Genomic DNA, 25,147 nt, shown 5'->3' on the forward strand with positions numbered 1-25,147 from the left:
TAAAAGAGAAGAGCTGATGTTACCTAATAATTATTAATTATTCTATTTAATATCTAAGATCTCAATTGTCACTATGGACATGGATTCTGGTGGCACTTGTCCTGGCACACCATTCTTCCCATAACCGCCACCTGGTTTTATATAAATTTTGGCTTTACCATTGATACCTGCTTTTGCAATAAAGGTATTCAGTGGTAACGGCAATTGTCGGTAAGGTAAAATAAGTGGCTTAGCTTTATCATAATTAAGAGTTACAGTGCCATCAGTTAACTCTTCATGCATTGTAAATACAACGGTTTTACCTGCTATTGAAACCACAGGCTTACCCTGTTTTAATATTTTAAAGTAGGTGTTATCGTCATATTGTACGTAATTCTGTTTTTGGATCTCAGATAAAATGGATTTATTACGCTGGGCATTATCTTTTCCAATAATTGAATAAGCATAAGCAAGTTGCCCGGCAATCATTTGCCCTTCACCTGCCATTTTCTCAAGCTGCTCTTTTAGCGTTTTATTCTCTTTTAAAATCTTACTAGTATCTGTGTTAACTTTTGCTAATTCAGCATCTTTTGCTTTAATTTGCTCATTTAATTTAGCAATAGATTCTGTTTGTTGTTGCTTTAACATACTAACTTGCTGTGCATTTTCTGTATTTTGTTTTTCTAATTGTACTTTTGCTTCAGCTAATTGAGCACTCAATTTATCCGTTGTATTTTGCTTTTCAGTGAGTTGTTTTTCTAACAATGCTAAAGTTTTCTCACTCTCTGTTTTGCTCGTGGTGACTTGAGCTAGTGCAATATTATTCTCTTTAAATTGTGCATCTAATGTTTGATATTTATTCGATAGCTCACTTTGCGCTTTCTCTAATTTAGCTATCAGATTATTTTTATCAGTAATTAAATTATCAACGGCTTTTTCGCCAGCAGATAAACTCTTCTTCAAGTCAGCAAGTTCCGTAACCTTGTTATCTAACTGTGCTTTTAATTCTGGGATCTCTTTTAGTTTTTCATCTACTTGCTCTTTTTGCTGTTGAACAGCTAAAAGCGATTTATTAAGTTGAGTTTGTTCCTGATTACTTTTTTCAACTTGTGTTTTTAGTTGTGCTATTTCTTTGCGTTGTTCTTCAACAAGTTTGCTATTTGTATCTTGTTGCTTTTCTGCTTCTGCGACTTTTAATGCAAGCTCTTTAGATAAATCTTCACGTTCTGATGTGATCTTCAATAATGTACTTTGTAATTTATCTATCTCTTTTTTCGCAGAGTCATCTTTTAACAATAGTTGAGCCTGTGCAAACTGAGTCTGCACATCTTCTTTCTCTTTCTTTATCGTTGCTAATTGATTTTGTACATCTGAAAGTTGTTTGGTTAATTTTTCTTGCTCGGCCGTTATTATTAATAACGACTTTTCTAGCACTGTTATTTCTTGATTTTTTGCTGCTTCTAATTTATCTAACTCTTGTTCTTTTTGCTTATTATTATCATTTAGCAATTGCTGAGATTCGACATACTGAGCTTGTATGGCTTCTTTTTCTTGTTCAATTTTAGCAAGCAATATCTGTTTTTCATTCAACTGACTTATTAGCTTTTCTTGCTCTACTTTTATGCTTTCAAGTGAATTCTGTAATTTATCAATCTCTTTTTTGGCACTATCATCTTTTAACAGAGCTTGAGCCTGTTGATACTGAGATTGTAATTGCTCTTTTTCTTGTTCAAGCTGAGTATATTTCGCCTCTAAGGTTTTAAGTATCCCCGCTTGTTGCTCAAAATCTTGTTGCTGTTTTGCTAACTCTGTATTTTTTACTGTTGTTGCCTGTAATACATTCTCTTTTTCGGCTAGTTGCTTAACTAATAAGTCACGTTCTTTTTTTATTGTATCTAAATCACTCTGTAGCTTGGCTACAGCCTGTTTTAACGTGTCATCAGTAAGCAAGTTGTTCGCCGTCGCTAATTCTGCTTCTGTTTCAGCCAGCGTTAATTCAAGTTGTTTAATTTGGCTATTCGCATTTTGAAGTTTTTCTAAATGCTCTTTTGTTATAGCTACCTGCTCAGTGTATTTTTGATATAGCGTTTGGTATTTATTTCTCGTATCTGCTAAACGATTTAATAGCTCTTTATTAAAAAGAGGTTGTTTATGATCGAGTACAGAGCGATTGAAATGATATGCAAAGTGGAAAGGAATGGCCGTAACAGAATAAAATGTTCCTGGAATAATATCTAACAAGAAATTGTCATTACGTTGAGGCCTTGCATAACTCTCTTTCGAATACAGAGCTAATGGGTTATAAACCGTTGCATTATTTCTGTAGCTATAACGATTAAGATCCTCTGGTGTAAATTGCGGTTTAATCGGAATAAATGAAAGCAACGGAGTTAAATAACGAGTATAGTCACTCTTTAATTTTGAATAATCAGCAGGTAACACAGGGCAATTTTCTGCCAGCGTGATATCAGGAGTCTTAACAAGTTCGACTGCCTGATTATCTGTTTTAGCTGGCGTAGAAGGTTTAACTCGTTGCTCTGGTTTTGTTTGTTGAGTCGCTGTGGTGCGGTTTACTCCACGATTAGCCTGACCGGTTCTCGTTGACGATGAAATTGTAGCAGATGTTTTAGGCTCAATTTTAATTGGCTTTTGTGTTTCAAAATAACGGTCAAAATCTTCAATAACAGAATTAAACTCATTATTGGCAAACGACAGTGTTGGAAACAGCATAAAAGCGAGACAAACACTCTGCTTTAATTTCATAGTAATTATTCACCTAATTTTTTTAATGTCGAATTAACTGACATAATCGACAAATAGCGAACTTTTGCACATAAAACTTCTGTTTTTGATTCAATACTCATTTTTAATAAATCTAAACTATCTTTACTTGCTGTACCTTGAACACTACGGTACATCGCATTGATTTCGCTAATTTCTTTAAATGAGCTCATCATCGATTGATAATCAGATGGAGAAAAAGTTTTCAAAGAATCAAGTTGTTTGATACAAGCACTTTGCGGTGCCAGTCCCAATTTTCTTGCATCTACGCCACTATCAGCAGGCTCTGCAGCTGGTGCCATAGAAAGCGGTTGTGCAACAGCCGCTGGTTGAGCAGTTGCTACAGGCTGTGTGGTTTGTGCTGGCGCTGGCGTTTCAATTGGACGAGAGTGATCAGTCCACGCACACCCTGATAGGGCGAGGACGCTGGTTGCCATAAATACAGCGAGGACATTCTTTTTATTTTGTAATAAGGACATCATTTTTCCTTAATTCCGATCAGTCTTAAATAAGAGCATATGAGTTGTCGCATTTTAAGCCATTTTATTATAATTTTCTATTACCTACTGCATACTAAATAAATAAGCTAACACCCTTGGTTGCAATGAGTGTGCCTATCATTTCATTTATTTTTTCTTAAAATACTACTTACATCACACTAAATGCATCAAATCTTGAATATCGGATTTATTTAGTAAAAATGTTGTCATATAAACTGATCGTTTTTTATATTGATGGAATAATACCAGATAATAATATAAATAATAATACTAATTTTATCATTTATTTACGCAATTTACGTGTGAAAAATACTCTTATATTTTGTTGCTGTTTTTTAATACCGAGATAAAATCAAAAAATGAATATCTAATATAAGCTTTGGTATTCATTTTATCCTTAAAAATAGGAGAACTAAGATGAGTCATTTTAAAATTGGTATCGTTGTCGGTAGTTTAAGAAAAGATTCGTTTAATAAACAAACAGCACATGCCTTAATTAAGTTATTTCCTCAAGAATTTACCTATCAGTTTATCGATATTAGTACTCTCCCTCTCTATAACCAAGACGATGACAGTCATACCCCTTCTTCTGTTGTCGATTTCAAACAACAAATAAAAGCATGTCAAGGCATCATCTTTATCACCCCTGAATATAACCGTTCAATACCTGGTGTGCTTAAAAATGCTATTGACCAAGCTTCTCGCCCTTATGGGACAAATGCTTGGGATAAAATTCCAGCAGGTATTATTGGGGTTTCAACTGGTAATATTAGTACAGCAATAGCTCAACAGCATTTACGTAATTCGTTAGCCTTCTTGAATATGCCAACTCTAAATCAACCAGAATGTTATCTAAAATGGTATGATGGCATGGTTGAAAATGGACAGTTTTCAGAGAAAACAGCAACTTTTATGCAAAACTGGATTGATGCCTACGTTGCTTTTGTGAAGCAAAATAATCAATAATCCAACAAGCTAAAAAGAGCTTCATGTAAAAAACATAAGCTCTTTTTCTTTTTTATCATCAAAGTTAATGTAATTTATTTGGTTATAATATCTCTACTGGTAAATAAAAATTTTAGTATTTCATAGGTAAAGAGTAACAATATCCTTGTTTACTTCACTATTAAATAACACAAGACAAAAATAGATTATCATTAAAAGATATTTTTTATTATAACCATTAAGAATTGTTTATTATATAAACAAAAATAAATAAATTTAAATAGAACTAGATCCGAGATCAATTTCAATCATTTATCTTATTAGCCCTAAAGCCAGAAAATATCAATAAGACTTCAACTTACTACCACATATAAAATTTACAATTTGATAATTATTTTTAATAATTTATATTAGGCTAGAACATTAGCCATCATAATGTGCGATACATATCTAAATATGTGCGATACACATCTAAATAATATGCATCTACAATTGTGATAAACAAAAAAATTACCTATATTACTCATCCATTAAATACTGGCAGGTAAATCATGGATAAAAATTTAAAAGAAATTGAATGCGAAATTGCTGCTCTAAAAATTGTTATCAAATCTTTACTTTCCACACTAAGTGATAAACAACGAAGGGATATGTTGGGCAATATATCTATAGTGCTTGAGGACACATCAAACAAATACCCTCAGCTCAATGAAGTTATTAACTTAACTGAGCAATATGTGAAGAAACTTACCCAAGCCTAATGAAAACGATTATTTGCTATTGCTATTAAGTTTACACCCTAATTTTATAGGGTGCTAATAGCATCCTATTGATTATTTTATATAGGATACACTGTGATTTTTCTTTCATTAATACAACACTAAGTTAAATTTACTGAATGTCTATTTTCCACATCTAAAATATCCTCATATTTACTGTTTTAATAAAAAATTGATAAAATTGCATATTCTTTTATCAATTTAATTTTTTCTTGGATTTAATTAAACAATTAATTAATATGAAAAATAATCTATCACACAGCAATAAATTGTCGTTCTTTTGAGGATCTTATGGAAAAAAAAGTTGTCAATATAGAGTATGAAATTGCGGCAGTAAAAGTAATTTTGAAAGCCTTGTTATTGACTTTGACAGATAAACAAAAAGAAATAGTGATCCAGGATGTACATAAGACCATCAATGATGCTTATATCGATCACCCTCAATACCAAGATGTTATAAGTAAGACAGAACAATATATAAAAAAAATGCTCTAAGCATTGAGACACTATTCTTCATCACCCTCTCTTTATTATTATTTATATTAGAGAGGATTTATATCTACATCTTTAAAAATTAATCGCTTCAAGCTTTAACATAATCACTGATTGATTATGAAAATTAAAATGGAAAGTACTTTTTAATTTATTGAATATAAATAAAATAACATTGCTATTTATAGAACGTTTAATTTGGATAATAATTTTCTTTTTCACATGATGAAAATAATAAAACATAACCACTTTAACACTCAATCAATGAGCAAGTTAAGCTTATTTATACTGTTAAATAAAAACAAGAATAATAAAAATTTAACCTTTAGATTTATTATATTTTTGTGTCTAACGAGTAAAAACTTACCACATTAGACACATACTTTATCAATTTTTTCTATATCAACGATTAGCTAGATTGAATTTTTGTACCGATAGCTGTAATTCTTCGGTTTGTCTTTCTAATGAAATGGCTGCTGCTGAAACTTGTTCAACTAAAGAGGCATTCTGTTGTGTTACGCTATCCATTTGAGTAATAGCCACACTCACTTGACCAATACCTTTACTTTGCTCTTCAGACGCACTAGTGATTTCTTTCATTATTGACGTTACCTGTTTAACTCCCGTCAAAATGTCTTCCATCGTTTTTTCCATATCACTGACTAAGCTTGCACCTTTTCTTACTCGCGTAGTGGAGTCAGCAATAAGCACTTCAATCTCTTTAGCGGCTTTGGCACTATCTCCTGCTAAATTACGCACTTCATTGGCGACAACCATAAATCCTCGCCCATGATTTCCTGCCCTTGCCGCTTCTACTGACGCATTTAAAGCAAGTATATTTGTTTGAAACGCAATATTATTAATAACGTCGATGATATCTGCAATTTTACTTGAACTATCAGAGATCCCATCCATTGTTGTTACAACAGATTCAGCTAATTCATTGCCTTTTTCAACAGTCACTGATGCAACTTCAGCCAATTCTCTCGCCTGGTAAGCATGTTCCATGTTCTGGTTAACGGCAGCTGTTATCTCTTCCATACTCGCGGCTGTTTGCTCTAATGCCGTTGCTTGCTCTTCTGTACGAGAAGCCAAATCGTTATTCCCTTTGGCAATTTCAGATGCACCACGATAGATGCTTTCACTTCCCATTCGGATCGTACTTACCGCTTCATGCAAACTATTTTGCATATCATTTAATAACGGTATTAATCGCCCAGCACAGTTATTACCAAAAGGCTCAAGGGACTGACTCAGATCGCCTTCTGTAATTTTCACAAAATGTTGGCGAATGCTTTCAAGTGGTTTTTGTAACATTGCCAGTAAATAACGGTCAGTGAGGATCAGAATAACTCCCCCTAAAATGGCGCTAATAATAATAACAATTTGTGTCACTTCAATAAGCTCATCCACTTCTTCAATGGTGCTATCAATTTTTATATTTGCAGTATTATTAAAGTTCTCACTCACATTACCTAATTCGCGACTCAACGCAGGTGTTACATTTTTTGCATGATATTCATATTGCTCAATGGTGCCATTGAGCGCTAATTCCATCTGCTTTTTTACTCCTTGCTCAAAAAGAGCTTGCCATACATCCATTAGCTCTTTTGATACTTTTGCATCCATCGGCCCTGGAGAAACAGACTTCATATATATAATCTGCTTTTCCATATTTTCCATCGCCAGTTGTGCTTGTGTAAAATCGACTTTTTTGCCTTCTGCTTTCTCCTTAACGAGACGATTTAATCGAGAAGTGAATCGAAAGTACTGATCATTTCCCTGACTGAGTGCAGCCATTTGTTTTATTATTTGATTATCAGATTGATTGCCTTTAGATATTTGTGATAGTGACCATGCGCTATAAAGACTGACACTGCCAAATAACACACATAATATCCCCAGAATGATTATCATCATCAGACGAATAGTAATATTACGAAGTTTCTGCATCGAATTTCTCAACTAACAAGATAAAGTAATCCCAATTGGGCGTAATGTACTCTTATCGACACTTTTTCAATTTATTTTAATTTTTTACTAATTTTTTTTATAAATTTATTTTTAATTTTCTATACATAAAAATAGTTAGAGGGGAGAAGCAAAAGTGTTACTTATATATCATTTTTTATAACTTGATGAAGAAAATATAAAATCATTTAAAATCATAGCATTAAAATAAAGTGGTGATAAAAATGAATAATAATAGTTAAAGAAATAAAATAATAACTATATTGTTTATATAGTTACTTTCTTTAATAATTTATTTAAAGAATAAAAATTCTTCCAATAATAAATCTTATTATCACTTAACTAGCATTTGAGCTTTATACTATTTATTTGATTATCACAGTGGCTACTCTCGAGTTATTTTAAGTAAGTAGGTGCGATTATAGATATTAGGAGGAAGGCGTTTACATGAGGTGATACAACCTGACTCACCTATTTAATATAAATAAAATTAAATAATTCTATTTTTATCTAAAAATAATCTGAAGCGCGGAAACAAATATCGTCGAAACAAACTTCACCATCAGGTTTAAATCCATAACGAAAGAGAGTTTTTGTTACCTTCCTTGAGTGAGGAAGCAAAGCTGTGCTTCTTTGGTTCAGGGCGACGCCGTTGGCATGACGAGAATCGATGTCACCAATGGTCAACATCAACATCTATTCCATCTGGCTGATAAAACGTGGGAATACTTCATCCAACTTCAAAAATTCTGCGTTACTGAATTCACCGATAATGCTGGCTCGGTCAGCCAGATAGTGCAGTCGGTTTCCTTCCAGTACCAGACAAGCGCCAAAACAAGGTGATTCTTTATTGCCTGTTTGGGATCACATTTATCACTCCGCCCTTTTCACTTATAACAAACAGGTGATATCATTCACCACGTAAATACCTTTCAACTCAACCCGAGGCTTCGATGCTGGAGAATGTCATCATCTGATAATCAGTTTCCCCGACCTTTACAGGCCGGACTGATTATCAATGCGCTAAAATCGAATGCGGACACCGCTGTATGTTTGCATGTTTTACACATGATGATGAAACAGGTTTTCCAGTATGAATTTATCCCGTCAGGAACAACGTACCTTACACGTTCTCGCCAAAGGTGGACGTATTGCACACGTCCGCGATGCTTCAGGTCGCGTCACCGCCGTTGAATGCTACAGTCGCGAAGGGCTGCTACTTGTCGACTGCACGCTCACCGTCTTCAAAAAACTCAAAGCCAAAAAGCTGATCAAATCCGTCAACGGTCAGCCTTATCGCATTAACACTACCGGACTGAATAACGTCCGCGCCCAGCTCGATAACCGTTAAGGAGAGGATCATGGATATCCCACGTATTTTTACTATTAGCGAAAGCGAACACCGCATTCATAACCCTTTTACGCCCGAAAAGTACAACACACTGGGTCGAATATTACGCATGAAGCCGAATACTCGCATCCTTGATCTTGGCAGTGGCTCGGGGGAAATGCTCTGTACCTGGGCCCGTGATCACGCCATTACTGGTGTCGGTATCGATATGAGTCAGTTGTTCAGCGAGCAAGCCAGACGGCGTGCGGAAGAACTCGGCGTAAGCAACCGTGTTCATTTCATTCATAACGATGCCGCCGGGTATGTGGCAGAAGAAAAATGCGATGTAGCCGCTTGCGTCGGCGCGACATGGATTGCCGGTGGATTTGTTGGAATGGTTGAGTTGCTGGCGCGGAGCCTTAAACCAGGTGGGATCCTGCTCATCGGTGAACCCTACTGGCGTCAGTTCCCAGCATCAGACGAAATAGCCCAAGCCTGTGGCGTCAGCTCGACGAGCGATTTCCTGACGCTGTCAGGACTTGTCAGCGAGTTCGACGGCCTCGGCTATGACGTGGTGGAAATGGTACTGGCAGATCAGGAAGGCTGGGACCGGTATGAGGCAGCGAAATGGCTGACCATGCGTCGCTGGCTGGACGCCAATCCTGATGATGACTTTGCAGCAGAAGTCAGAGCCGAGCTAAACATCTCGCCAAAACGTCACGTAACGTACACGAGAGAATACTTTGGCTGGGGCGTGTTCGCGCTCATCGCCAGGTAAAATAAGTTCCCGGTATTTCTGGCTGGAGATACTGGGAGCTTCACCTTTTCTTTGATCTGATGCATCACCCGCACAAAACATATTTAATATGTTTATTAATCAGGATATCACCATAAGGACATCATATGTCAAAACACGAAAAGTATTGTTAGGCCTGAGGAATGCGATGTCGGAACCCGATGCACACTATGCCAGTGATCAATATTGTACATACTGCAGCGATGGCAATCTGAAATTCTAGGAAGAGACCATTTCCGGTCTGGCGGGTTTCCTTGATTCCTAGCAAAATAAGCAATTGCATTGCTATTTTAGCAAGCACCCTACCGGCATAGGTGTTCAGAATACAAAGAAACTCTGGCAATTCATCTTGGGTTAAAAAAGCATAGCAGGGGGCAATTATCCCCCCGAGTTCAATAGAGTAATAAAATGCTATAACTGCTGATTTATCAAGGAAAAATTAAGTTTGGTAGACTTCGGGAGAGACTTGAGTTTGGAGCGGGCGAAGGGAATCGAACCCTCGTATAGAGCTTGGGAAGCTCTCGTTCTACCATTGAACTACGCCCGCAATTGATTTTCTTGATTATACGCTTCCCTAATTGAACGACAATCCCCTTCTTATTTAAATGATTACTTAATCATCGCAAAAAAGACAACCCACTGTTTTTAAAAACAAAAAAGCCACCTTTCGGTGGCCTTGTAACTATATTGTTCTTCGTTAATGCTATTGTTAAATTAAGGATTTATTTAAAATAACAATTATTTATTAGGGCGCATTGCCGGGAATAGAATAACATCACGAATGGTATGGCTGTCAGTAAATAACATCACCATACGGTCAATACCAATACCTAAACCAGCTGTTGGAGGTAAACCGTGTTCTAATGCCGTAATGTAGTCATGGTCAAAGAACATCGCTTCTGCATCACCCGCTTCTTTTTGGCGAACTTGATCTTCAAAACGCTCTGCTTGGTCTTGAGCATCATTAAGTTCTGAGAAGCCATTACCAATTTCACGACCACCAATAAAGAATTCAAAGCGATCAGTGATAAATGGATTATCATCGTTACGACGAGCCAGTGGAGAAACTTCAGCTGGGTATTCAATGATGAACGTTGGTTGAATTAAGTGGCTTTCAGCAACTTCTTCAAAAATTTCACATTGAACACGACCTAAGCCCCAGCTTTTCTCAATCTTAATACCGATAGACTGAGCAATAGCAACCGCTTTATCCATATCATCAAGATCAGCCATTGCAGTTTCTGGACGATATTTGCAGATAGCTTCTTTCATGGTTAATTTGGCAAATGGTTTACCAAAATCAAACTCTTGATCACCATATTTCACTAACGAAGAACCCAGTACATTTTCAGTTAATGTACGGAATAACTCCTCAGTTAATTCAATCAGGTCACGATAATCTGCATACGCCATATAGAGTTCCATCATGGTGAACTCAGGGTTATGACGTGGTGATACACCTTCGTTACGGAAGTTACGGTTGATTTCGAATACGCGATCAAAACCACCGACAACTAAACGTTTTAAATATAACTCAGGCGCAATACGCAGATACATATCGATATCTAACGCATTATGGTGAGTAATAAACGGACGCGCACTTGCTCCACCAGGGATAGTTTGCATCATCGGCGTTTCAACTTCCATAAAGCCTTTATTCACCATAAATTGACGGATACCCGCCATAACTTGTGAACGAATTTGGAAAGTTTTGCGCGATTCTTCGTTAGATATCAGATCTAGATAACGCTGACGATAACGCATTTCTTGGTCAGCTAAACCGTGGAATTTATCCGGTAACGGGCGCAGTGCTTTAGTTAATAAACGCACTTCTGTACAGTGAACACTTAATTCACCTGTTTTCGTTTTGAAAACACGACCGCGAGCACCTAAGATATCGCCCAGATCCCATTTTTTAAATTGCTCGTTATAAATACCTTCTGGTAAATCATCACGAGAAACATAAAGCTGAATACGGCCACCCATGTCTTGCAATGTAGCGAAAGATGCCTTGCCCATAATACGGCGAGTCATCATACGACCTGCAATAGAAACTTCCACATTCGCTGCTTCTAACTCTTCTGCACTCATTGCATCATACTTTTGATGTAATTCGTCAGACAGAGCGTCTCTGCGGAAATCATTTGGGAATGCGTTACCATTATCGCGTAAAGCGGATAATTTTTCGCGGCGTGTTTGCAGTTCGTTATTTAAATCAGGTGCCTGCTCCGCACCTTGTTGCTGTTGCGACATGTTTTTCCTCACAGGCCCGCTTTTAAGCTAGCTTCAATAAATTTATCAAGATCACCGTCTAATACTGCTTGCGTATTACGTGTTTCCACACCAGTACGTAAATCTTTAATGCGTGAATCATCAAGAACATAAGAACGAATTTGACTACCCCAGCCAATATCGGACTTGTTATCTTCCATTACTTGCTTGTCTGCATTTTTCTTCTGCATTTCCAGCTCGTATAATTTCGCTTTCATCTGCTTCATTGCCTGATCTTTGTTCTTATGCTGAGAGCGATCGTTTTGGCATTGAGTGACAAGACCTGTTGGAACGTGGGTAATACGCACCGCAGATTCTGTTTTGTTAACGTGCTGTCCACCCGCACCTGAAGCACGATAAACGTCAATACGTAAATCAGCTGGGTTGATTTCAATATCAATATTGTCATCAACTTCAGGGTAAATAAAGGCAGAGCTAAATGAGGTATGGCGACGGCCACCTGAGTCAAATGGACTTTTACGAACTAAGCGATGAACACCTGTTTCTGTACGTAACCAACCATAAGCGTACTCACCAATAATTTTGATAGTCGCTGATTTTAATCCTGCAACATCACCGTCAGATTCTTCAATAATTTCTGTTTTAAAGCCTCTTGATTCAGCCCAACGTAAGTACATACGCATCAGCATACTTGCCCAATCCTGCGCTTCTGTACCACCAGAGCCTGCTTGTAAATCAAGGTAGCAATCCGCACTATCATATTCACCAGAGAACATGCGACGGAATTCTAATTGCTCAAGCTTTTTATTTAAACCATCTAATTCAGCAATAGCTTCGTTAAATGTTTCTTCATCATCAGCTTCAACCGCTAAATCAAGTAAACCAGAAACATCTTCTAATCCTTGATCTAACTGATCGATTGTTTCTACGATGGCCTCAAGAGATGAACGCTCTTTGCCCAATGCTTGTGCCCTTTCTGGCTCATTCCATACATCAGGTTGCTCTAATTCAGCGTTAACTTCTTCTAAACGCTCTTTCTTGGCATCATAGTCAAAGATACCCCCTGAGAACATTTGTTCTTTCAGAGACTTCTTCTATTTGGTGTTTTACGGGGTTGATTTCAAACATACTTTTTCGTCTTTATGTTGTTTTCAAAAAACAGTTGGAATAAATTTTGAACCGCATATTGTAACGGATATATCAGCGGGTTTATAGCATTTATATACAATTGTCTACCAGATAGTTATTACCATAACAACGTTACCCTTTATATCACGATAAATTACTTACTTATTCGTGTTAACAAGGCCAAATGTGCTCAACAAGCAGTTGTGCATTACGTTGTCCTCTAAACTCATTTACATCTAGTCGATAGGCTAACTCTACCGTTTTAATGCTGTTATCCGGCCACATATTGATATCAACATTGAATGCAATCGCATCAATCATTAAATGACTATTCACTGGCTGAAGCATCATTTTTAAATGCTTACTACCTACAATACGTTGTTGTAACAACGTAAATTTACCGTCAAATAGAGGTTCAGGAAAAGCCTGTCCCCAAGGCCCTGCTTCTCTTAGCATTTCGGCGATAGGTAATGAAAGTTGATTATCGGTTAGTTCACCATCCGATAAAATTACGCCTTGTAACTGTTCATCGGAAACCAACTCTGCCATCAAAGACGAAAAATGACGCTGAAACAGTGGGAATTTCTCTTCTTCAAGTGAAAGCCCAGCAGCCATTGCGTGCCCACCGAATTTCACCATCAACCCCGGATTTAACGTATTTAATCGTTCTAATGCATCTCGAAGATGTACACCACTTATTGAACGACCAGAGCCTTTCAACAAACCATCACCGCTAGGTGCAAAAGCAATAACAGGGCGATGCAATTTTTCTTTAATACGAGAAGCTAAAATACCTACAACACCTTGATGCCACTCAGGATGATAGATCGCTAAACCATTTGGTAAATCATGTTGTGTTCCCATAAATTGACGGAAAATGGTTGAAGCTTCTTCTTGCATACCCGCTTCAATTTCACGCCGAGTTTGATTTAATCCATCAAGTTCATTAGCAATTTCACGCGCAGAACCAATATTGTCGGTTAAAAGTAAAGCAACACCCACAGACATATCATCAAGACGCCCAGCAGCGTTTAAGCGTGGCCCTAAAGAGAAACCCAAATCGCTACTGACTAGTTGAGCGAGTTCTTTTCGAGAGACTTCCGTTAGCGCTTTTATTCCTACACAACAACGACCAGCTCTAATTCGGCGTAATCCTTCATAAACAAAAATACGATTATTTTCATCGAGAGGAACAACGTCTGCCACTGTGCCTAATGCAACTAAATCAAGAAAATCCGCCATATTGGGGCGAACTAAGTTTTGTTGCTCAAACCAACCTTGTTTTTCTAATTCAGCTCTTAATGCCGTCATTAAATAAAAAGTAACGCCAACACCAGCTAATGATTTAGATAAAAAAGAACAATCTGTCAGGTTAGGATTAATAATCGCATCAGCCGCGGGTAAGGTTTGTCCGGGTAAATGGTGATCAGTAACGAGGACACGAATGCCATATTCATGAGCGGTATCCACACCTTCAAAAGAGGAAATTCCATTATCAACGGTGATAATAAGATCAACTCCCTTTTTAGCAACGTCATGAACAACTTGAGGGCTTAAACCATAGCCATCATCAAAGCGATTAGGAATATGATAGCTAACTTGCTTAAATCCCATTTGCCGTAATGCTTTAATCGCAAGTGCGGTACTTGTTGCGCCATCAGCATCAAAATCGCCGACAATTACAATACGAGATTGTTGCTGTAACGCCTCAATCAGTAATGAAATTGCCGTTTCTATTCCTGTTAATGCTTGATAATGAAGTAAGCCTTTTAACGATCGTTCTAGTTGAACTTCAGATGTTATTCCGCGATTAGCATAAATTTGTCGTAATAAGGGATCTAAGTTATCCGGTAATTGAGTTGCCTTTGCAATTCGACGACGCAGTGTCGGTTCAATAGTGACCATAAAACGTAATTACTTCTCTTTTTTATCTAATAATTCAACAAGGTTTTGAGCAGAAATATACCCACCGTAAATACTGGCATTAGGTAATACAATAGCAGGAGTGCCTTGAATACCCATCATGGTGCCTAATTTAAAATGTTCATTGATATTGATTTTTGCACATTCATCAATGGGGATAATTTTGTCACCTTTAAATGCACTGTCTAATGATTTATTAGGAAAACCACTACACCACACAGCATTCATTTCTTTACTCACGATATTATTGCCAACACCGTTACGAGGAAATGCCAAATAACGCACTGTTACACCCTGTTTATTCAGTTCAGGCACTTCTTGGTGAAGTTTTTGGCAATAAGGGCAACTGATATCAGTAAAAATGGTGATCATATGGCGCTCATTACGCGCTTTATAAACAATCATTTCATTTTTAAGTGAGTCTATTTTTTTCATAATAACTTGATTAGCAATACTAACTGGCTCACCACTACTAATATTATAAATAGGCCCTGCAGTCAGATATTTACCATCATCTGTAATATAAAAAATGCCTTTATCTGATAATACTGCATTTAATCCAACAATCGGCGTTGGTTGAATACTCTCTGCTTTAATCTGCATTTTAGCCAATTGCGCTTCAATAGAAGTATTGTCAGCAAGCACTGGCATTGACACCATACTTAATAAGATTGGCAACCAGAATAATTTCTTTTTCATTTGAATTCCTATTTAACGCCAGCTATTTAGCGGCTATCCCCTTGGGTGATGTTGCTGATGAAGCGCCTTCAAGCGCTCTGTTGCAACATGGGTATAAATCTGTGTTGTAGAGAGGTCACTGTGCCCCAATAACATCTGTACAACACGCAAGTCTGCTCCATGATTTAAGAGATGTGTCGCAAATGCATGACGCAACACATGGGGTGATAGTTTTTCAGTATCAATCCCTGCTATCACGGCATAATGTTTTATCCGATGCCAGAATGTTTGTCGTGTCATTTTTTGCCCTCTTAAGCTAGGAAAAACAATATCGTCCGTTTTCCCTTGCATTAAAGTGGGTCTTCCATATTGCAGATATTGCTCTAGCCAGTAAATAGCTTCTTCACCTAAAGGAACTAATCGTTCTTTATCACCTTTACCAATAACACGTAGCACGCCTTGTCGTAAGCTGATATCAGAAAGGGATAATCCCACTAATTCAGAAACACGAAGTCCACACGCATAAAGGACTTCAAGCATTGCTTTATCGCGCAATTCAAGTGGCTCATCAATACAGGGGGCATTGAGTAGGTCATCAACTTGTCGCTCACTTAAATCTTTTGGTAAACGTTTTGGGAGCTTAGGCGTTGAAAGTAATGCACTAGGATCATCTAAACGTAATTTTTCACGATATAAATATTGGAATAATCGACGCATTGTACTAAGCAATCGAGCGGCGCTGCTGGCTTTATAGCCTTCATCTAAACGTGTCGCGAGAAAAGATTGTAAATCCAAAGTAGTGGCTGATAACCAATCTAATTGCTGGTGTGCAAGCCATTGGCCTAGTGCTTGTAAATCTAAGCGATAAGAGCTGAGTGTATTAGCGGATAAGCCTTGCTCTAACCAAATATTGTCGAGAAATTGTTCAATGATAATATCAGTATCTTCATTGGTATGAGTTGTCTTTTTTGTCGATAATTTAGTTTGTGACACGGTCTTGCGCTCCCTCTCTTTAGCTTATCGCCTTTACATTATGCCTTATAAAAAAAATTTTCTGGTACAATAGTGACCTTTATTGGCAAAAATATCCTAAAAACCTTTATGAAAATTGGTCTATTTTACGGTTCTAGCACCTGTTACACCGAAATGGCAGCAGAAAAAATTCGTGATATTCTCGGTGAAGAGTTTGTTGATCTTCATAATGTTCAAGAGTGTGATCTCACGCTTATGGAACAATATGACATCCTTATTTTAGGTATTCCAACTTGGGATTTTGGTGAGATCCAAGAAGATTGGCTCAATATTTGGGATACATTGCCGACATTAAATTTAAAAAATAAGCTTATTGCAATGTATGGAATGGGCGATCAAGTTGATTACAGCGAATGGTTTCTTGATGCGCTGGGTATGCTCTACCATCATTTATTACCAAGTGGTGTTAAGTTTATTGGATTCTGGCCTGTTGATGGGTATGAATTTATCAGCCCAAAACCTTTATCGGATGATGGTAAGCATTTTGTTGGTCTTGCATTAGATGACGTTAACCAGTTTGAAGAAACTGATGAACGTTTATCACAATGGTGTATGCAAATTCTACGTGAAGTAGAAGAAAATTTATAAATTTAATATCCAGGTATTAAATATCTGGATATTGCATTAATAACTGAGAGAAGTTACGCCACTCATTTTCAGTCATACTATCAAAAGCGACCCATAACGTGATTTGCTTTTTATTTAGAATAGAAGTCAACGTTATTCGAGTACCAAAACGGCTGATCCAAGGGCTTTTTGTTATTTGCCATTCATGCAGTTTCCATTGAATTCGATTACCATTTAGTAAAACAAAATCCCCTTTGATACGACTAATATTCTTTTGTGTGAAATACCAACTGCCGATCAGGAAAAGTAACAATGGCACCCAAACATAAATAAAATCAGGAGGCCACGGATACAACAGTAAGCCTATCACAAAGGCAACATAAGCAACCGTTGAGAAAAGTTGAGTGAACCATGATACTGTGAGGTGCGATTTCCATAAAATCACGAGTTATATTAACTCCTGCTGTAATTCTATACGGATATAAATAAGTTAAAGATAATAAAGACCAACCTATTTATAATGTAACTTCTTTCTTAACCTTGCAAATAATTTATCTTACATGTTAGCTCAATTATTTATGGCTATCCTTTCTATTTAATATGTGTTCAAAAAATATAACTTAATAATAAATACGTAATTTATATTCTTTTTTAATCGTTGTTTTAATAAATTCAGCATACCTGATTTATTCAGTATAAAACGAAAAACATCGAAAAAAAGGCGATTTAAGCCATCATTTTTAGAGATGGTGCGCAAACTTAGCGTAACTACATTTGTTATTTCAGTAAATTTTAGAGTGTTATTAATATTATTAAATTTTTATAAAAAATAAAAACGCCTTTATTTGATGAGAAAATAAAAGCGTCATTTTTAATCAATCTTAATTACTATTTGATCTATCGCTGATTTGATAATCTATTTTATTAATATTTATCAACGATCTCCGCCATTCTCGCTTTATTACGCTCTTGGATTAATTTCACCATATAATAGAGCGCATCATCATCAGGGCGTCCATGATTCATTAACCAGTTAAATAAATCAGGATCTGCACACTCTAGTAAACGAACAAAAAGCGCTTTATCGTTATCAGATAGCGTATCGTACTCATTCTCGAAAAAAGGCATGATAGAAATATCCAGTTCACGCATTCCGCGACGACATGCCCAATTAATTCGTGCTTTATTCTCTATATCGATAGTCATACTCTGCTCTTTACATTGTTCAAATCAAGAAATACCACTATTTCTTCCTAGCCCTGATGATAGTCTTATCGTAAAATTTTTAACATCAAAATGATCACAGTTTGTAGGTTTAGTCTCATAGACAACCTATTGAACACGCTTTCATTTGTTATTTATCAGGTTCATTTTCTGTGCGTTAAAAATAATAATGACTTGCATTGTCTTGTCACTCTTTTACCATAACTGATGTATCTGATTAATTTAATAGCTGGTGACATCATGACTCAAAATTCTACTCAGGCTAAACGCCCTCATGCAGCAATCAATTTACCATTAACACTGGTTTCTTTAGATGAATGGTCACTGATAACAGCAACAGGTGCTGACAGTGAAAAATATCTACAAGGTCAATTAACTACGGATATTGCAGCTCTTCCAACAACGACACATACATTGTCTGCACACTGTGAAGCAAAAGGTAAAATGTGGAGTACGCTTCGCTTATTCCACCAGCAAGAAGGTTTTGCTTATATTCTGCGTAAAAATGTTGCGCAAAAACAACTTACTGAATTAAAAAAATATGCCGTATTTTCAAAAGTAACCTTAGCTGAGAATACAGATAGCGTTTTATTAGGATTAGCCGGACAAGGTGCTGCTCTTGCATTGGCCAATTACTTTCCAAATATCCCTCGTAAAGCAAATGAAGTTGTTAATCACCATAATACTTATATTCTTCAGCTACCTTTACCTACTGAACGTTTTTTAATCGTAACAGATGAAGAAACAGCAAAAAATCTTGCAATAACATTAAAAGCAGAAACCAGTAATAGCGAGCAATGGTTGGCCTTAGATATCGAGGCTGGATATCCTATTATTGATACTCCAAATATTGAACAATTCTTACCTCAAGCAACAAATCTGCAAGCATTACCGCTGAGCATCTGCTTTAAAAAAGGCTGTTATACCGGACAAGAAATGGTATCTCGCGCAAAATTCAGAGGTGCCAATAAACGTGCAATGTACCTATTATCAGGTGGTGGTACTGAATTACCTGAAATTGGCGGTAGCGTTGAATGGCAATTAGGCGAAGATAAATGGCGTAAAACAGGAACGGTATTGAGTGCTGTACGTATGGCTGATAATACTATTTTGGCTGAAGTTGTTATGAATAACGATATGGAGCTCGATAGTGTATTTAGAGTTCAAGGCGATAACATCAGCCGTCTATCCATCAAACCATTGCCTTATTCTTTAGAAGAAGAGTAATTTTTATTTATCATACCAATACGGGTTTTTATGACACAATTACCTAAAGGGGCATTTGGCCCCTTCTCTGATACGATTAACTTTATTATGGAGTTAGATAAACTAAAACGTGTTTATCGTAAAAATAATGTATTAGACAATAGTCGTTCTGAAAATACTGCAGAACATAGCTGGCACTTTGCCGTTGCGGCAATGAGTTTTCAGCCCTATGCGGGTGATATTGATATGGGGCGTGCTATTCAGTTAGCGCTTGTTCACGATATCGTTGAAATAGATGCTGGCGATGTGATGGTTTATGATGTTGCTGCTCGTGAAGCGATTAAAGAGCACGAGCAAAAAGCCGCAAAACGTATTTTCGCTTTATTACCTTCTCCACAAAGTGAATATTTTCTCAATTTATGGTTGGAATATGATGCAGCTGAAACACCAGAATCTCAGTTTGCCAATATTCTTGATCGTACCATGCCAATGCTTATGAATTTGCATAATGAAGGCCAAAGTTGGGTTGAAAATAATATCCGCTTAGAGCAAGTATTGGCGCGTAATCTGTTTATTGAAAAACAGTGGCCGGAATTTTGGCAATATCTCTACCCTCAATTATTAGAGGCGCAGAAAAAAGGCTGGCTGAAGTAATATATTCAATACTGAATATATTAAATAAAAAATACCGATGGCTAACTTAACCATCGGTATTTTATTTAGGAATATTGCTAGATTAAAGCTTACTCATAATCACTAATTGGTGCGCATGAACAATGTAAATGACGGTCGCCATACACATCATCAAGACGTTTAACCGCTGGCCAATATTTGTTTTGTTTCGTTGCTTCACTTGGGAACACCGCACATTCACGGCTATAACTATGTGGCCACTCTTGCACTAATTCATATTGAGTATGAGGCGCATTAACTAATGGGTTATCGTCAATTGGCCATACGCCTTTATCTACCAGTGCAATTTCAGCACGAATAGAAAGCAGAGCCTCAATAAAGCGATCAATTTCAACTTTACTTTCGGATTCTGTTGGCTCAATCATTAATGTACCCGCAACAGGGAATGACATGGTTGGAGCGTGGAATCCATAGTCAATTAAACGCTTAGCTACATCCATTTCACTGATACCATAATTCGCTTTTAATGGACGAATATCGATAATACATTCATGTGCGACATAACCATCAGCGCCAGCATAAAGAATGTCATAGTCATTTTTTAGGCGTTGCGCGATATAGTTCGCATTTAAGATCGCAACTTGGCTGGCTTGTTTAAGCCCTTGTGCGCCCATCATACGAATATACATCCAGCTAATTGGTAGTATTGAAGCGCTACCAAATTGAGCCGCAGAAACCGCACCTTGTGTAGTAACATTCTCCATTTCAACAACAGAATGCCCTGGTACAAACGGTGCTAAGTGTGATTTCACACCAATAGGTCCCATGCCTGGGCCACCACCGCCATGAGGAATACAGAAGGTTTTATGTAAGTTTAAGTGAGAAACATCAGAGCCAATAAAGCCTGGTGTAGTGATCCCCACTTGCGCATTCATATTGGCACCATCAAGATAAACTTGTCCGCCATATTGATGAATGATTTCACAAACTTCACGAATACCTTCTTCATAAACACCATGTGTTGATGGATATGTCACCATCACACAAGAAAGTTCAGCTTGGTGCTTTTCTGCTTTGGCTTTTAAGTCCGCAATATCGATATTACCGTTATCATCACAACCGACAACAACCACTGTCATTCCTGCCATATGGGCGGACGCTGGGTTAGTACCGTGTGCTGAACTTGGGATCAAACAGATATGTCGCGCACCTTCTCCACGACTTTGGTGATAACGACGAATAGCTAATAAACCGGCATATTCACCTTGGGCACCTGAGTTTGGTTGCATACACATCGCATCATAACCCGTTAATGCAGCAAGCCAACTGGAGAGTTGTCCAATCATCACTTGATAGCCTTTCGCTTGATAAGCTGGGCAGAATGGATGTAACTCTGTAAACTCAGGCCATGTAATCGGGATCATTTCAGCGGCAGCATTAAGTTTCATTGTACATGAGCCTAATGGGATCATCGCTTGATTCAATGCTAAGTCTTTGTTTTCTAAACGATGCATATAGCGCATCATTTCTGTTTCGCTGTGATAACGATGGAAGTTTTCATGCGTCAGCACTGTGTCTTTACGTTGCATAGAAGCGGGGATTGATGCTGATGCAGATGCCACTTGTTTATCAAGTACATCAATATCACCGGCAAATGCTTTACCACTGATAATTTCAACAAGCTTTAATACATCTTCACGTGTTGTAATTTCGCTTAGTGTTACACCCACGGCACCCACAATATCAGTACGTAAGTTAATTTCAGCATCTTTAGCGCGTTGTAATACAGCAGCTTTATCTACGGTATCAATCGTTAAAGTATCAAACCAAGTTTTATGGCGTAATGCCATACCGTTTTGTTGTAAACCCGCGGCTAAAATATCTGTTAAACGATGAATACGTTGAGCGATGGTTTTTAATCCTTCTGGCCCATGATAAACCGCATACATCGCCGCAATATTGGCAAGTAAGACTTGGGATGTACAAATATTGGAGTTCGCTTTTTCACGGCGAATATGTTGCTCACGCGTTTGCATCGCCATACGTAATGCACGATTACCCGCAGCATCACGAGAAACACCAATAATACGTCCCGGCATCGCACGTTTATATTCATCACGACAAGCAAAGAATGCCGCATGTGGTCCACCGTAGCCCATTGGAACACCAAAACGTTGCGCTGAGCCTAATACGATATCAGCACCTTGATGACCAGGTGCAGTGAGTACCACCAGCGCCATTAAATCAGCGGCAACACTGGTAATAATTTTGCGTTCTTTTAGTGCTGCTAATAACTTACTGTGATCATGAACTTCGCCCGTTGTGCCGACTTGTTGTAATAGCACGCCAAAGACGCCTTCAAGCTCTAATACTTTTTCAGCCTTATCAACAATCACTTCAAAACCAAAGGTATCAGCACGAGTTCTGACAACATCTAAAGTTTGAGGGTGAACATCATCAGCAACAAAGAAACGATCCGCATTTTTTAATTTGCTTACACGTTTTGCCATTGCCATTGCTTCTGCAGCTGCTGTTGCTTCATCTAGCAACGATGCAGAGGCGAGATCCATTCCTGTGTAATCAATTGTAACCTGTTGGAAATTCAGTAGTGATTCTAGACGACCTTGAGAAACTTCTGGCTGATACGGTGTATAAGCGGTATACCAACCCGGATTTTCTAATAAATTACGCAAAATCACAGGGGGTAATACAGAAGGTGCGTAACCCATTCCAATGTAAGAAGCAAAACGTTTATTTTGGCTAGCGATCGCTTTTAGTTCAGCCAAGGCTTCTTGCTCTGTTGCTCCTGCACCCACATTCGGTGGTGTCTCTAATTGAATATTATCTGGAACAATTTTTTGAGTTAATTCATTTAATGAGGAGACGCCAACAGCACTGAGCATCTCTTTAATCTGTTCTGGTGATGAACCAATATGGCGACGAATAAATTCATCGCGATACTCTAACTGATTTAAAGTCTGTGTCATTGCAAGTAATTTCCTGAATTCACTATGAATGGATAGGTAAATAGCACACGGCTTAAAGCGCGTTGAAATAGCATTACGACAACAAGCTAACAAATAAAAACGCCCCGGCATTGATTTGACGGGGCGCTTCGTTTTACTCTTCGCTATCTACCAGTTCTTGATAACCCGCAGCATCAAGTAAGTCATCTAATTCGCTTTCATTATTTGCTTTAATGCGAAATAACCAACCTTCTCCGTAAGGTGCACTGTTGACAAGCTCTGGAGAGTCATTTAACTCTTCATTTACTGCGATAATTTCACCCGACAATGGTGCGTAAATATCTGATGCGGCTTTTACTGATTCCGCTACGGCACAATCATCACCGATTGCGACTTCTCTACCTACTTCTGGTAGATCAACAAACACCATATCACCTAATAATTCCTGTGCATGTTCAGTAATACCGATAGTGTATTCACCATTGCCTTCTGAACGGATCCACTCATGAGATTGTGCGTATTTTAATTCACTAGGTATTTGACTCATTGACCTTACTCTCCATTTAAAATAATAGTGCGTGCTATACCAATGCTTTACCTGAACGAACAAAACCAGGTTTTACCACTTCTACTGGCATCTCACGATTACGCATTAATACAATTGCGCTATCTTTTATACCTGCGGGAACTCTTGCTAATGCAATACTAAAGCCTAATGTAGGCGAAAAAGTACCACTTGTGATAATACCTTCTCTTAATTCACCTAAATCATCAGTAAAGTGTACGGCAGTACCTGCACGCAACACACCTTTCTCTCGCATTACAAGACCAACAAGTTTATCTGTGCCTGTTGCGCGTAATTTTTCTAATGCTTCTCGACCAATAAATTGACGATCTTCCGGTGTCCATGCAATCGTCCATCCCATATTCGCTTCAAGTGGATTAACAGTTTCATCCATCTCTTGGCTATAGAGGTTCATTCCGGCTTCTAAACGTAATGTATCTCTCGCACCTAATCCTGCAGGTTTAACACCCACAGTTAATAATTTTTTCCAAAAATCGACTGCTTGCTCTTTTGGCATTGCAATTTCATAACCTGCTTCACCGGTATAGCCTGTTGTTGCAACAAATAAGTCTCCAAGTTCTACACCATAGAAAGGCTTCATAGCACAAACAACTTGGCGTTGCGCTTCAGTTAATAAGCTTTGTACTTTCTCTTGTGCATGAGGACCTTGAACAGCGATTAATGCCAAATCGTCACGAACTGAGATATCCACAACATAATCTGAAGCATGTTGTTCAATCCATGCCAGATCTTTCTCACGAGTAGCGGAGTTCACAACAAGGCGATAGAAAGAGTCATCAAAGTAATAGACGATAAGATCATCAATTACACCACCTGATGCGTTTAGCATACCGGTATAAAGCGCCTTACCTTTTTCGGTGAGCTTAGCGATATCATTCGCTAATAAATAACGTAGAAAATCTTTAACTTGTGAGCCATGTAAGTCAACAATGGTCATATGAGAAACATCAAACATACCAGCATCACGACGTACAATATGATGTTCATCTATTTGGGAGCCATAGTGCAAAGGCATCATCCAACCATGAAAATCGACCATACGAGCACCGCAGGCTACATGCTCATCATACAACGGAGTCTGTTTTGCCATTCTTCCCTCTTTCTACTTTTACTTTAGATTATTCAGAGAACGCATTTGTTAAATATAAAATTAAACTTGATTTAAAATCATAGTGTTAATCTCAAGTTTAAGTTTATTTTTAAACATAGATTTAACAAATACGAGCAATTAATGTACAACGCAAACGATACCATCCCCTTGAACTTAGCATTGTGAGAAAAAATAAACCATAAGTTAAAATAGGGTATAGCGTCTCTTAATCATAATGTAGACATATGGGTATGCAGAACTAATGATTGCAATTATGCGTATCAGCGCTCATTTTTAGCGAGGAATTAC

General features: G+C 37.6%; 21 protein-coding genes, 1 tRNA gene and 1 pseudogene. 8 read left to right on the forward strand and 15 right to left on the reverse strand.

What is annotated here, in order from left to right; genetic code table 11:
* Nucleotides 1-42: 42 nt before the first annotated feature.
* Both GWJ01_RS07760 and GWJ01_RS07765 read right to left on the reverse strand, forming a co-directional pair.
* Entirely contained in the window at nt 43-2,742 is a 2,700-nt protein-coding gene (locus GWJ01_RS07760) for a sugar transporter (protein WP_161710944.1), read from the reverse strand.
* A 5-nt stretch (nt 2,743-2,747) separates the two neighbouring features.
* On the reverse strand, nt 2,748-3,239 hold the full coding sequence (locus GWJ01_RS07765; protein WP_227003182.1) for a hypothetical protein: 492 nt from the start codon (nt 3,237-3,239) through the stop codon (nt 2,748-2,750).
* Between the two features lie 438 nt (nt 3,240-3,677).
* Between GWJ01_RS07765 and GWJ01_RS07770 the strand changes: the two genes are divergently transcribed.
* The 3 genes from GWJ01_RS07770 to GWJ01_RS07780 all read left to right on the forward strand — a co-directional run bounded on the left by GWJ01_RS07770 (nt 3,678) and on the right by GWJ01_RS07780 (nt 5,479).
* Nucleotides 3,678-4,226, forward strand: coding sequence for an NADPH-dependent FMN reductase (locus tag GWJ01_RS07770; RefSeq protein WP_109392910.1), 549 nt, complete (start codon nt 3,678-3,680; stop codon nt 4,224-4,226).
* 530 nt (nt 4,227-4,756) lie between these two features.
* Entirely contained in the window at nt 4,757-4,966 is a 210-nt protein-coding gene (locus GWJ01_RS07775; protein ID WP_098942235.1) for a sigma-S stabilization anti-adapter protein IraP, read from the forward strand.
* Between the two features lie 309 nt (nt 4,967-5,275).
* Nucleotides 5,276-5,479 carry a hypothetical protein gene (locus tag GWJ01_RS07780; protein ID WP_109402581.1) on the forward strand — a complete coding sequence of 68 codons (204 nt, stop codon included), beginning with the start codon at nt 5,276-5,278 and terminating at the stop codon, nt 5,477-5,479.
* 399 nt (nt 5,480-5,878) lie between these two features.
* Here the strand turns inward: GWJ01_RS07780 and GWJ01_RS07785 are convergent, their stop codons facing one another.
* Together GWJ01_RS07785 and GWJ01_RS07790 are read right to left on the reverse strand one after the other, a co-directional pair.
* A complete protein-coding gene (locus tag GWJ01_RS07785) occupies nt 5,879-7,429 on the reverse strand; it encodes a methyl-accepting chemotaxis protein (protein ID WP_109392908.1) in 1,551 nt (516 codons plus the stop codon).
* Between the two features lie 717 nt (nt 7,430-8,146).
* Nucleotides 8,147-8,269, reverse strand: a pseudogene (locus tag GWJ01_RS07790) (type IV toxin-antitoxin system YeeU family antitoxin); the annotation flags it as partial.
* A 271-nt stretch (nt 8,270-8,540) separates the two neighbouring features.
* Between GWJ01_RS07790 and GWJ01_RS07795 the strand changes: the two are divergent.
* Together GWJ01_RS07795 and GWJ01_RS07800 are read left to right on the forward strand one after the other, a co-directional pair.
* On the forward strand, nt 8,541-8,798 hold the full coding sequence (locus GWJ01_RS07795) for a YjhX family toxin (protein ID WP_099659332.1): 258 nt from the start codon (nt 8,541-8,543) through the stop codon (nt 8,796-8,798).
* 10 nt (nt 8,799-8,808) lie between these two features.
* Complete coding sequence (locus tag GWJ01_RS07800; protein ID WP_109402582.1) at nt 8,809-9,555, forward strand: methyltransferase domain-containing protein; 747 nt, start codon at nt 8,809-8,811, stop codon at nt 9,553-9,555.
* Nucleotides 9,556-10,046: 491 nt separating this feature from the next.
* On the opposite strand, the gene GWJ01_RS07805 is transcribed toward GWJ01_RS07800, so the two are convergent.
* The 6 genes from GWJ01_RS07805 to xerD all read right to left on the reverse strand — a co-directional run bounded on the left by GWJ01_RS07805 (nt 10,047) and on the right by xerD (nt 16,527).
* Nucleotides 10,047-10,120: transfer RNA gene (locus tag GWJ01_RS07805), tRNA-Gly, on the reverse strand.
* Between the two features lie 191 nt (nt 10,121-10,311).
* Nucleotides 10,312-11,826 carry a lysine--tRNA ligase gene (lysS, locus tag GWJ01_RS07810; RefSeq protein WP_099659330.1) on the reverse strand — a complete coding sequence of 505 codons (1,515 nt, stop codon included), beginning with the start codon at nt 11,824-11,826 and terminating at the stop codon, nt 10,312-10,314.
* A gap of 8 nt (nt 11,827-11,834) precedes the next feature.
* A protein-coding gene (gene prfB, locus GWJ01_RS07815; RefSeq protein ID WP_099659329.1) for a peptide chain release factor 2 occupies nt 11,835-12,933 on the reverse strand; the annotation gives its coding sequence in 2 pieces (ribosomal slippage) (nt 11,835-12,857 and nt 12,859-12,933; 1,098 coding nt in all).
* A gap of 171 nt (nt 12,934-13,104) precedes the next feature.
* Nucleotides 13,105-14,838 carry a single-stranded-DNA-specific exonuclease RecJ gene (recJ, locus tag GWJ01_RS07820; protein ID WP_109402583.1) on the reverse strand — a complete coding sequence of 578 codons (1,734 nt, stop codon included), beginning with the start codon at nt 14,836-14,838 and terminating at the stop codon, nt 13,105-13,107.
* 9 nt (nt 14,839-14,847) lie between these two features.
* Nucleotides 14,848-15,555 (reverse strand): bifunctional protein-disulfide isomerase/oxidoreductase DsbC, encoded by a 708-nt coding sequence (gene dsbC / locus GWJ01_RS07825; protein ID WP_098942227.1) that lies wholly within the window; start codon nt 15,553-15,555, stop codon nt 14,848-14,850.
* Between the two features lie 33 nt (nt 15,556-15,588).
* Nucleotides 15,589-16,527 carry a site-specific tyrosine recombinase XerD gene (xerD, locus tag GWJ01_RS07830; RefSeq protein WP_109402584.1) on the reverse strand — a complete coding sequence of 313 codons (939 nt, stop codon included), beginning with the start codon at nt 16,525-16,527 and terminating at the stop codon, nt 15,589-15,591.
* A 108-nt stretch (nt 16,528-16,635) separates the two neighbouring features.
* On the opposite strand from xerD, the gene fldB reads away from it, so the two are divergent.
* Nucleotides 16,636-17,154: a flavodoxin FldB gene (gene fldB, locus GWJ01_RS07835; protein WP_109393078.1), complete on the forward strand. Its 519-nt coding sequence runs from the start codon at nt 16,636-16,638 to the stop codon at nt 17,152-17,154.
* Nucleotides 17,155-17,170: 16 nt separating this feature from the next.
* Here fldB and GWJ01_RS07840 read toward each other — a convergent pair whose 3' ends face one another.
* Nucleotides 17,171-17,578, reverse strand: coding sequence for a protein YgfX (locus GWJ01_RS07840; protein WP_109392903.1), 408 nt, complete (start codon nt 17,576-17,578; stop codon nt 17,171-17,173).
* A gap of 479 nt (nt 17,579-18,057) precedes the next feature.
* A complete protein-coding gene (sdhE, locus tag GWJ01_RS07845; protein ID WP_075670946.1) occupies nt 18,058-18,333 on the reverse strand; it encodes an FAD assembly factor SdhE in 276 nt (91 codons plus the stop codon).
* A gap of 264 nt (nt 18,334-18,597) precedes the next feature.
* On the opposite strand from sdhE, the gene ygfZ reads away from it, so the two are divergent.
* Complete coding sequence (gene ygfZ, locus GWJ01_RS07850; RefSeq protein WP_109392902.1) at nt 18,598-19,584, forward strand: tRNA-modifying protein YgfZ; 987 nt, start codon at nt 18,598-18,600, stop codon at nt 19,582-19,584.
* Nucleotides 19,585-19,614: 30 nt separating this feature from the next.
* Nucleotides 19,615-20,217: an HD domain-containing protein gene (locus GWJ01_RS07855; protein ID WP_006533678.1), complete on the forward strand. Its 603-nt coding sequence runs from the start codon at nt 19,615-19,617 to the stop codon at nt 20,215-20,217.
* An 89-nt stretch (nt 20,218-20,306) separates the two neighbouring features.
* On the opposite strand, the gene gcvP is transcribed toward GWJ01_RS07855, so the two are convergent.
* The 3 genes from gcvP to gcvT all read right to left on the reverse strand — a co-directional run bounded on the left by gcvP (nt 20,307) and on the right by gcvT (nt 24,838).
* Nucleotides 20,307-23,183, reverse strand: coding sequence for an aminomethyl-transferring glycine dehydrogenase (gene gcvP, locus GWJ01_RS07860; protein WP_161710945.1), 2,877 nt, complete (start codon nt 23,181-23,183; stop codon nt 20,307-20,309).
* A 133-nt stretch (nt 23,184-23,316) separates the two neighbouring features.
* Nucleotides 23,317-23,709, reverse strand: a complete 393-nt coding sequence (gene gcvH, locus GWJ01_RS07865) for a glycine cleavage system protein GcvH (RefSeq protein WP_109392900.1) — start codon at nt 23,707-23,709, stop codon at nt 23,317-23,319.
* Nucleotides 23,710-23,743: 34 nt separating this feature from the next.
* Nucleotides 23,744-24,838, reverse strand: a complete 1,095-nt coding sequence (gcvT, locus tag GWJ01_RS07870) for a glycine cleavage system aminomethyltransferase GcvT (protein ID WP_161710946.1) — start codon at nt 24,836-24,838, stop codon at nt 23,744-23,746.
* Nucleotides 24,839-25,147: the final 309 nt, after the last annotated feature.

The organism is Proteus sp. G2618 (assembly GCF_009915995.1).
GTDB lineage: Bacteria > Pseudomonadota > Gammaproteobacteria > Enterobacterales > Enterobacteriaceae > Proteus > Proteus terrae.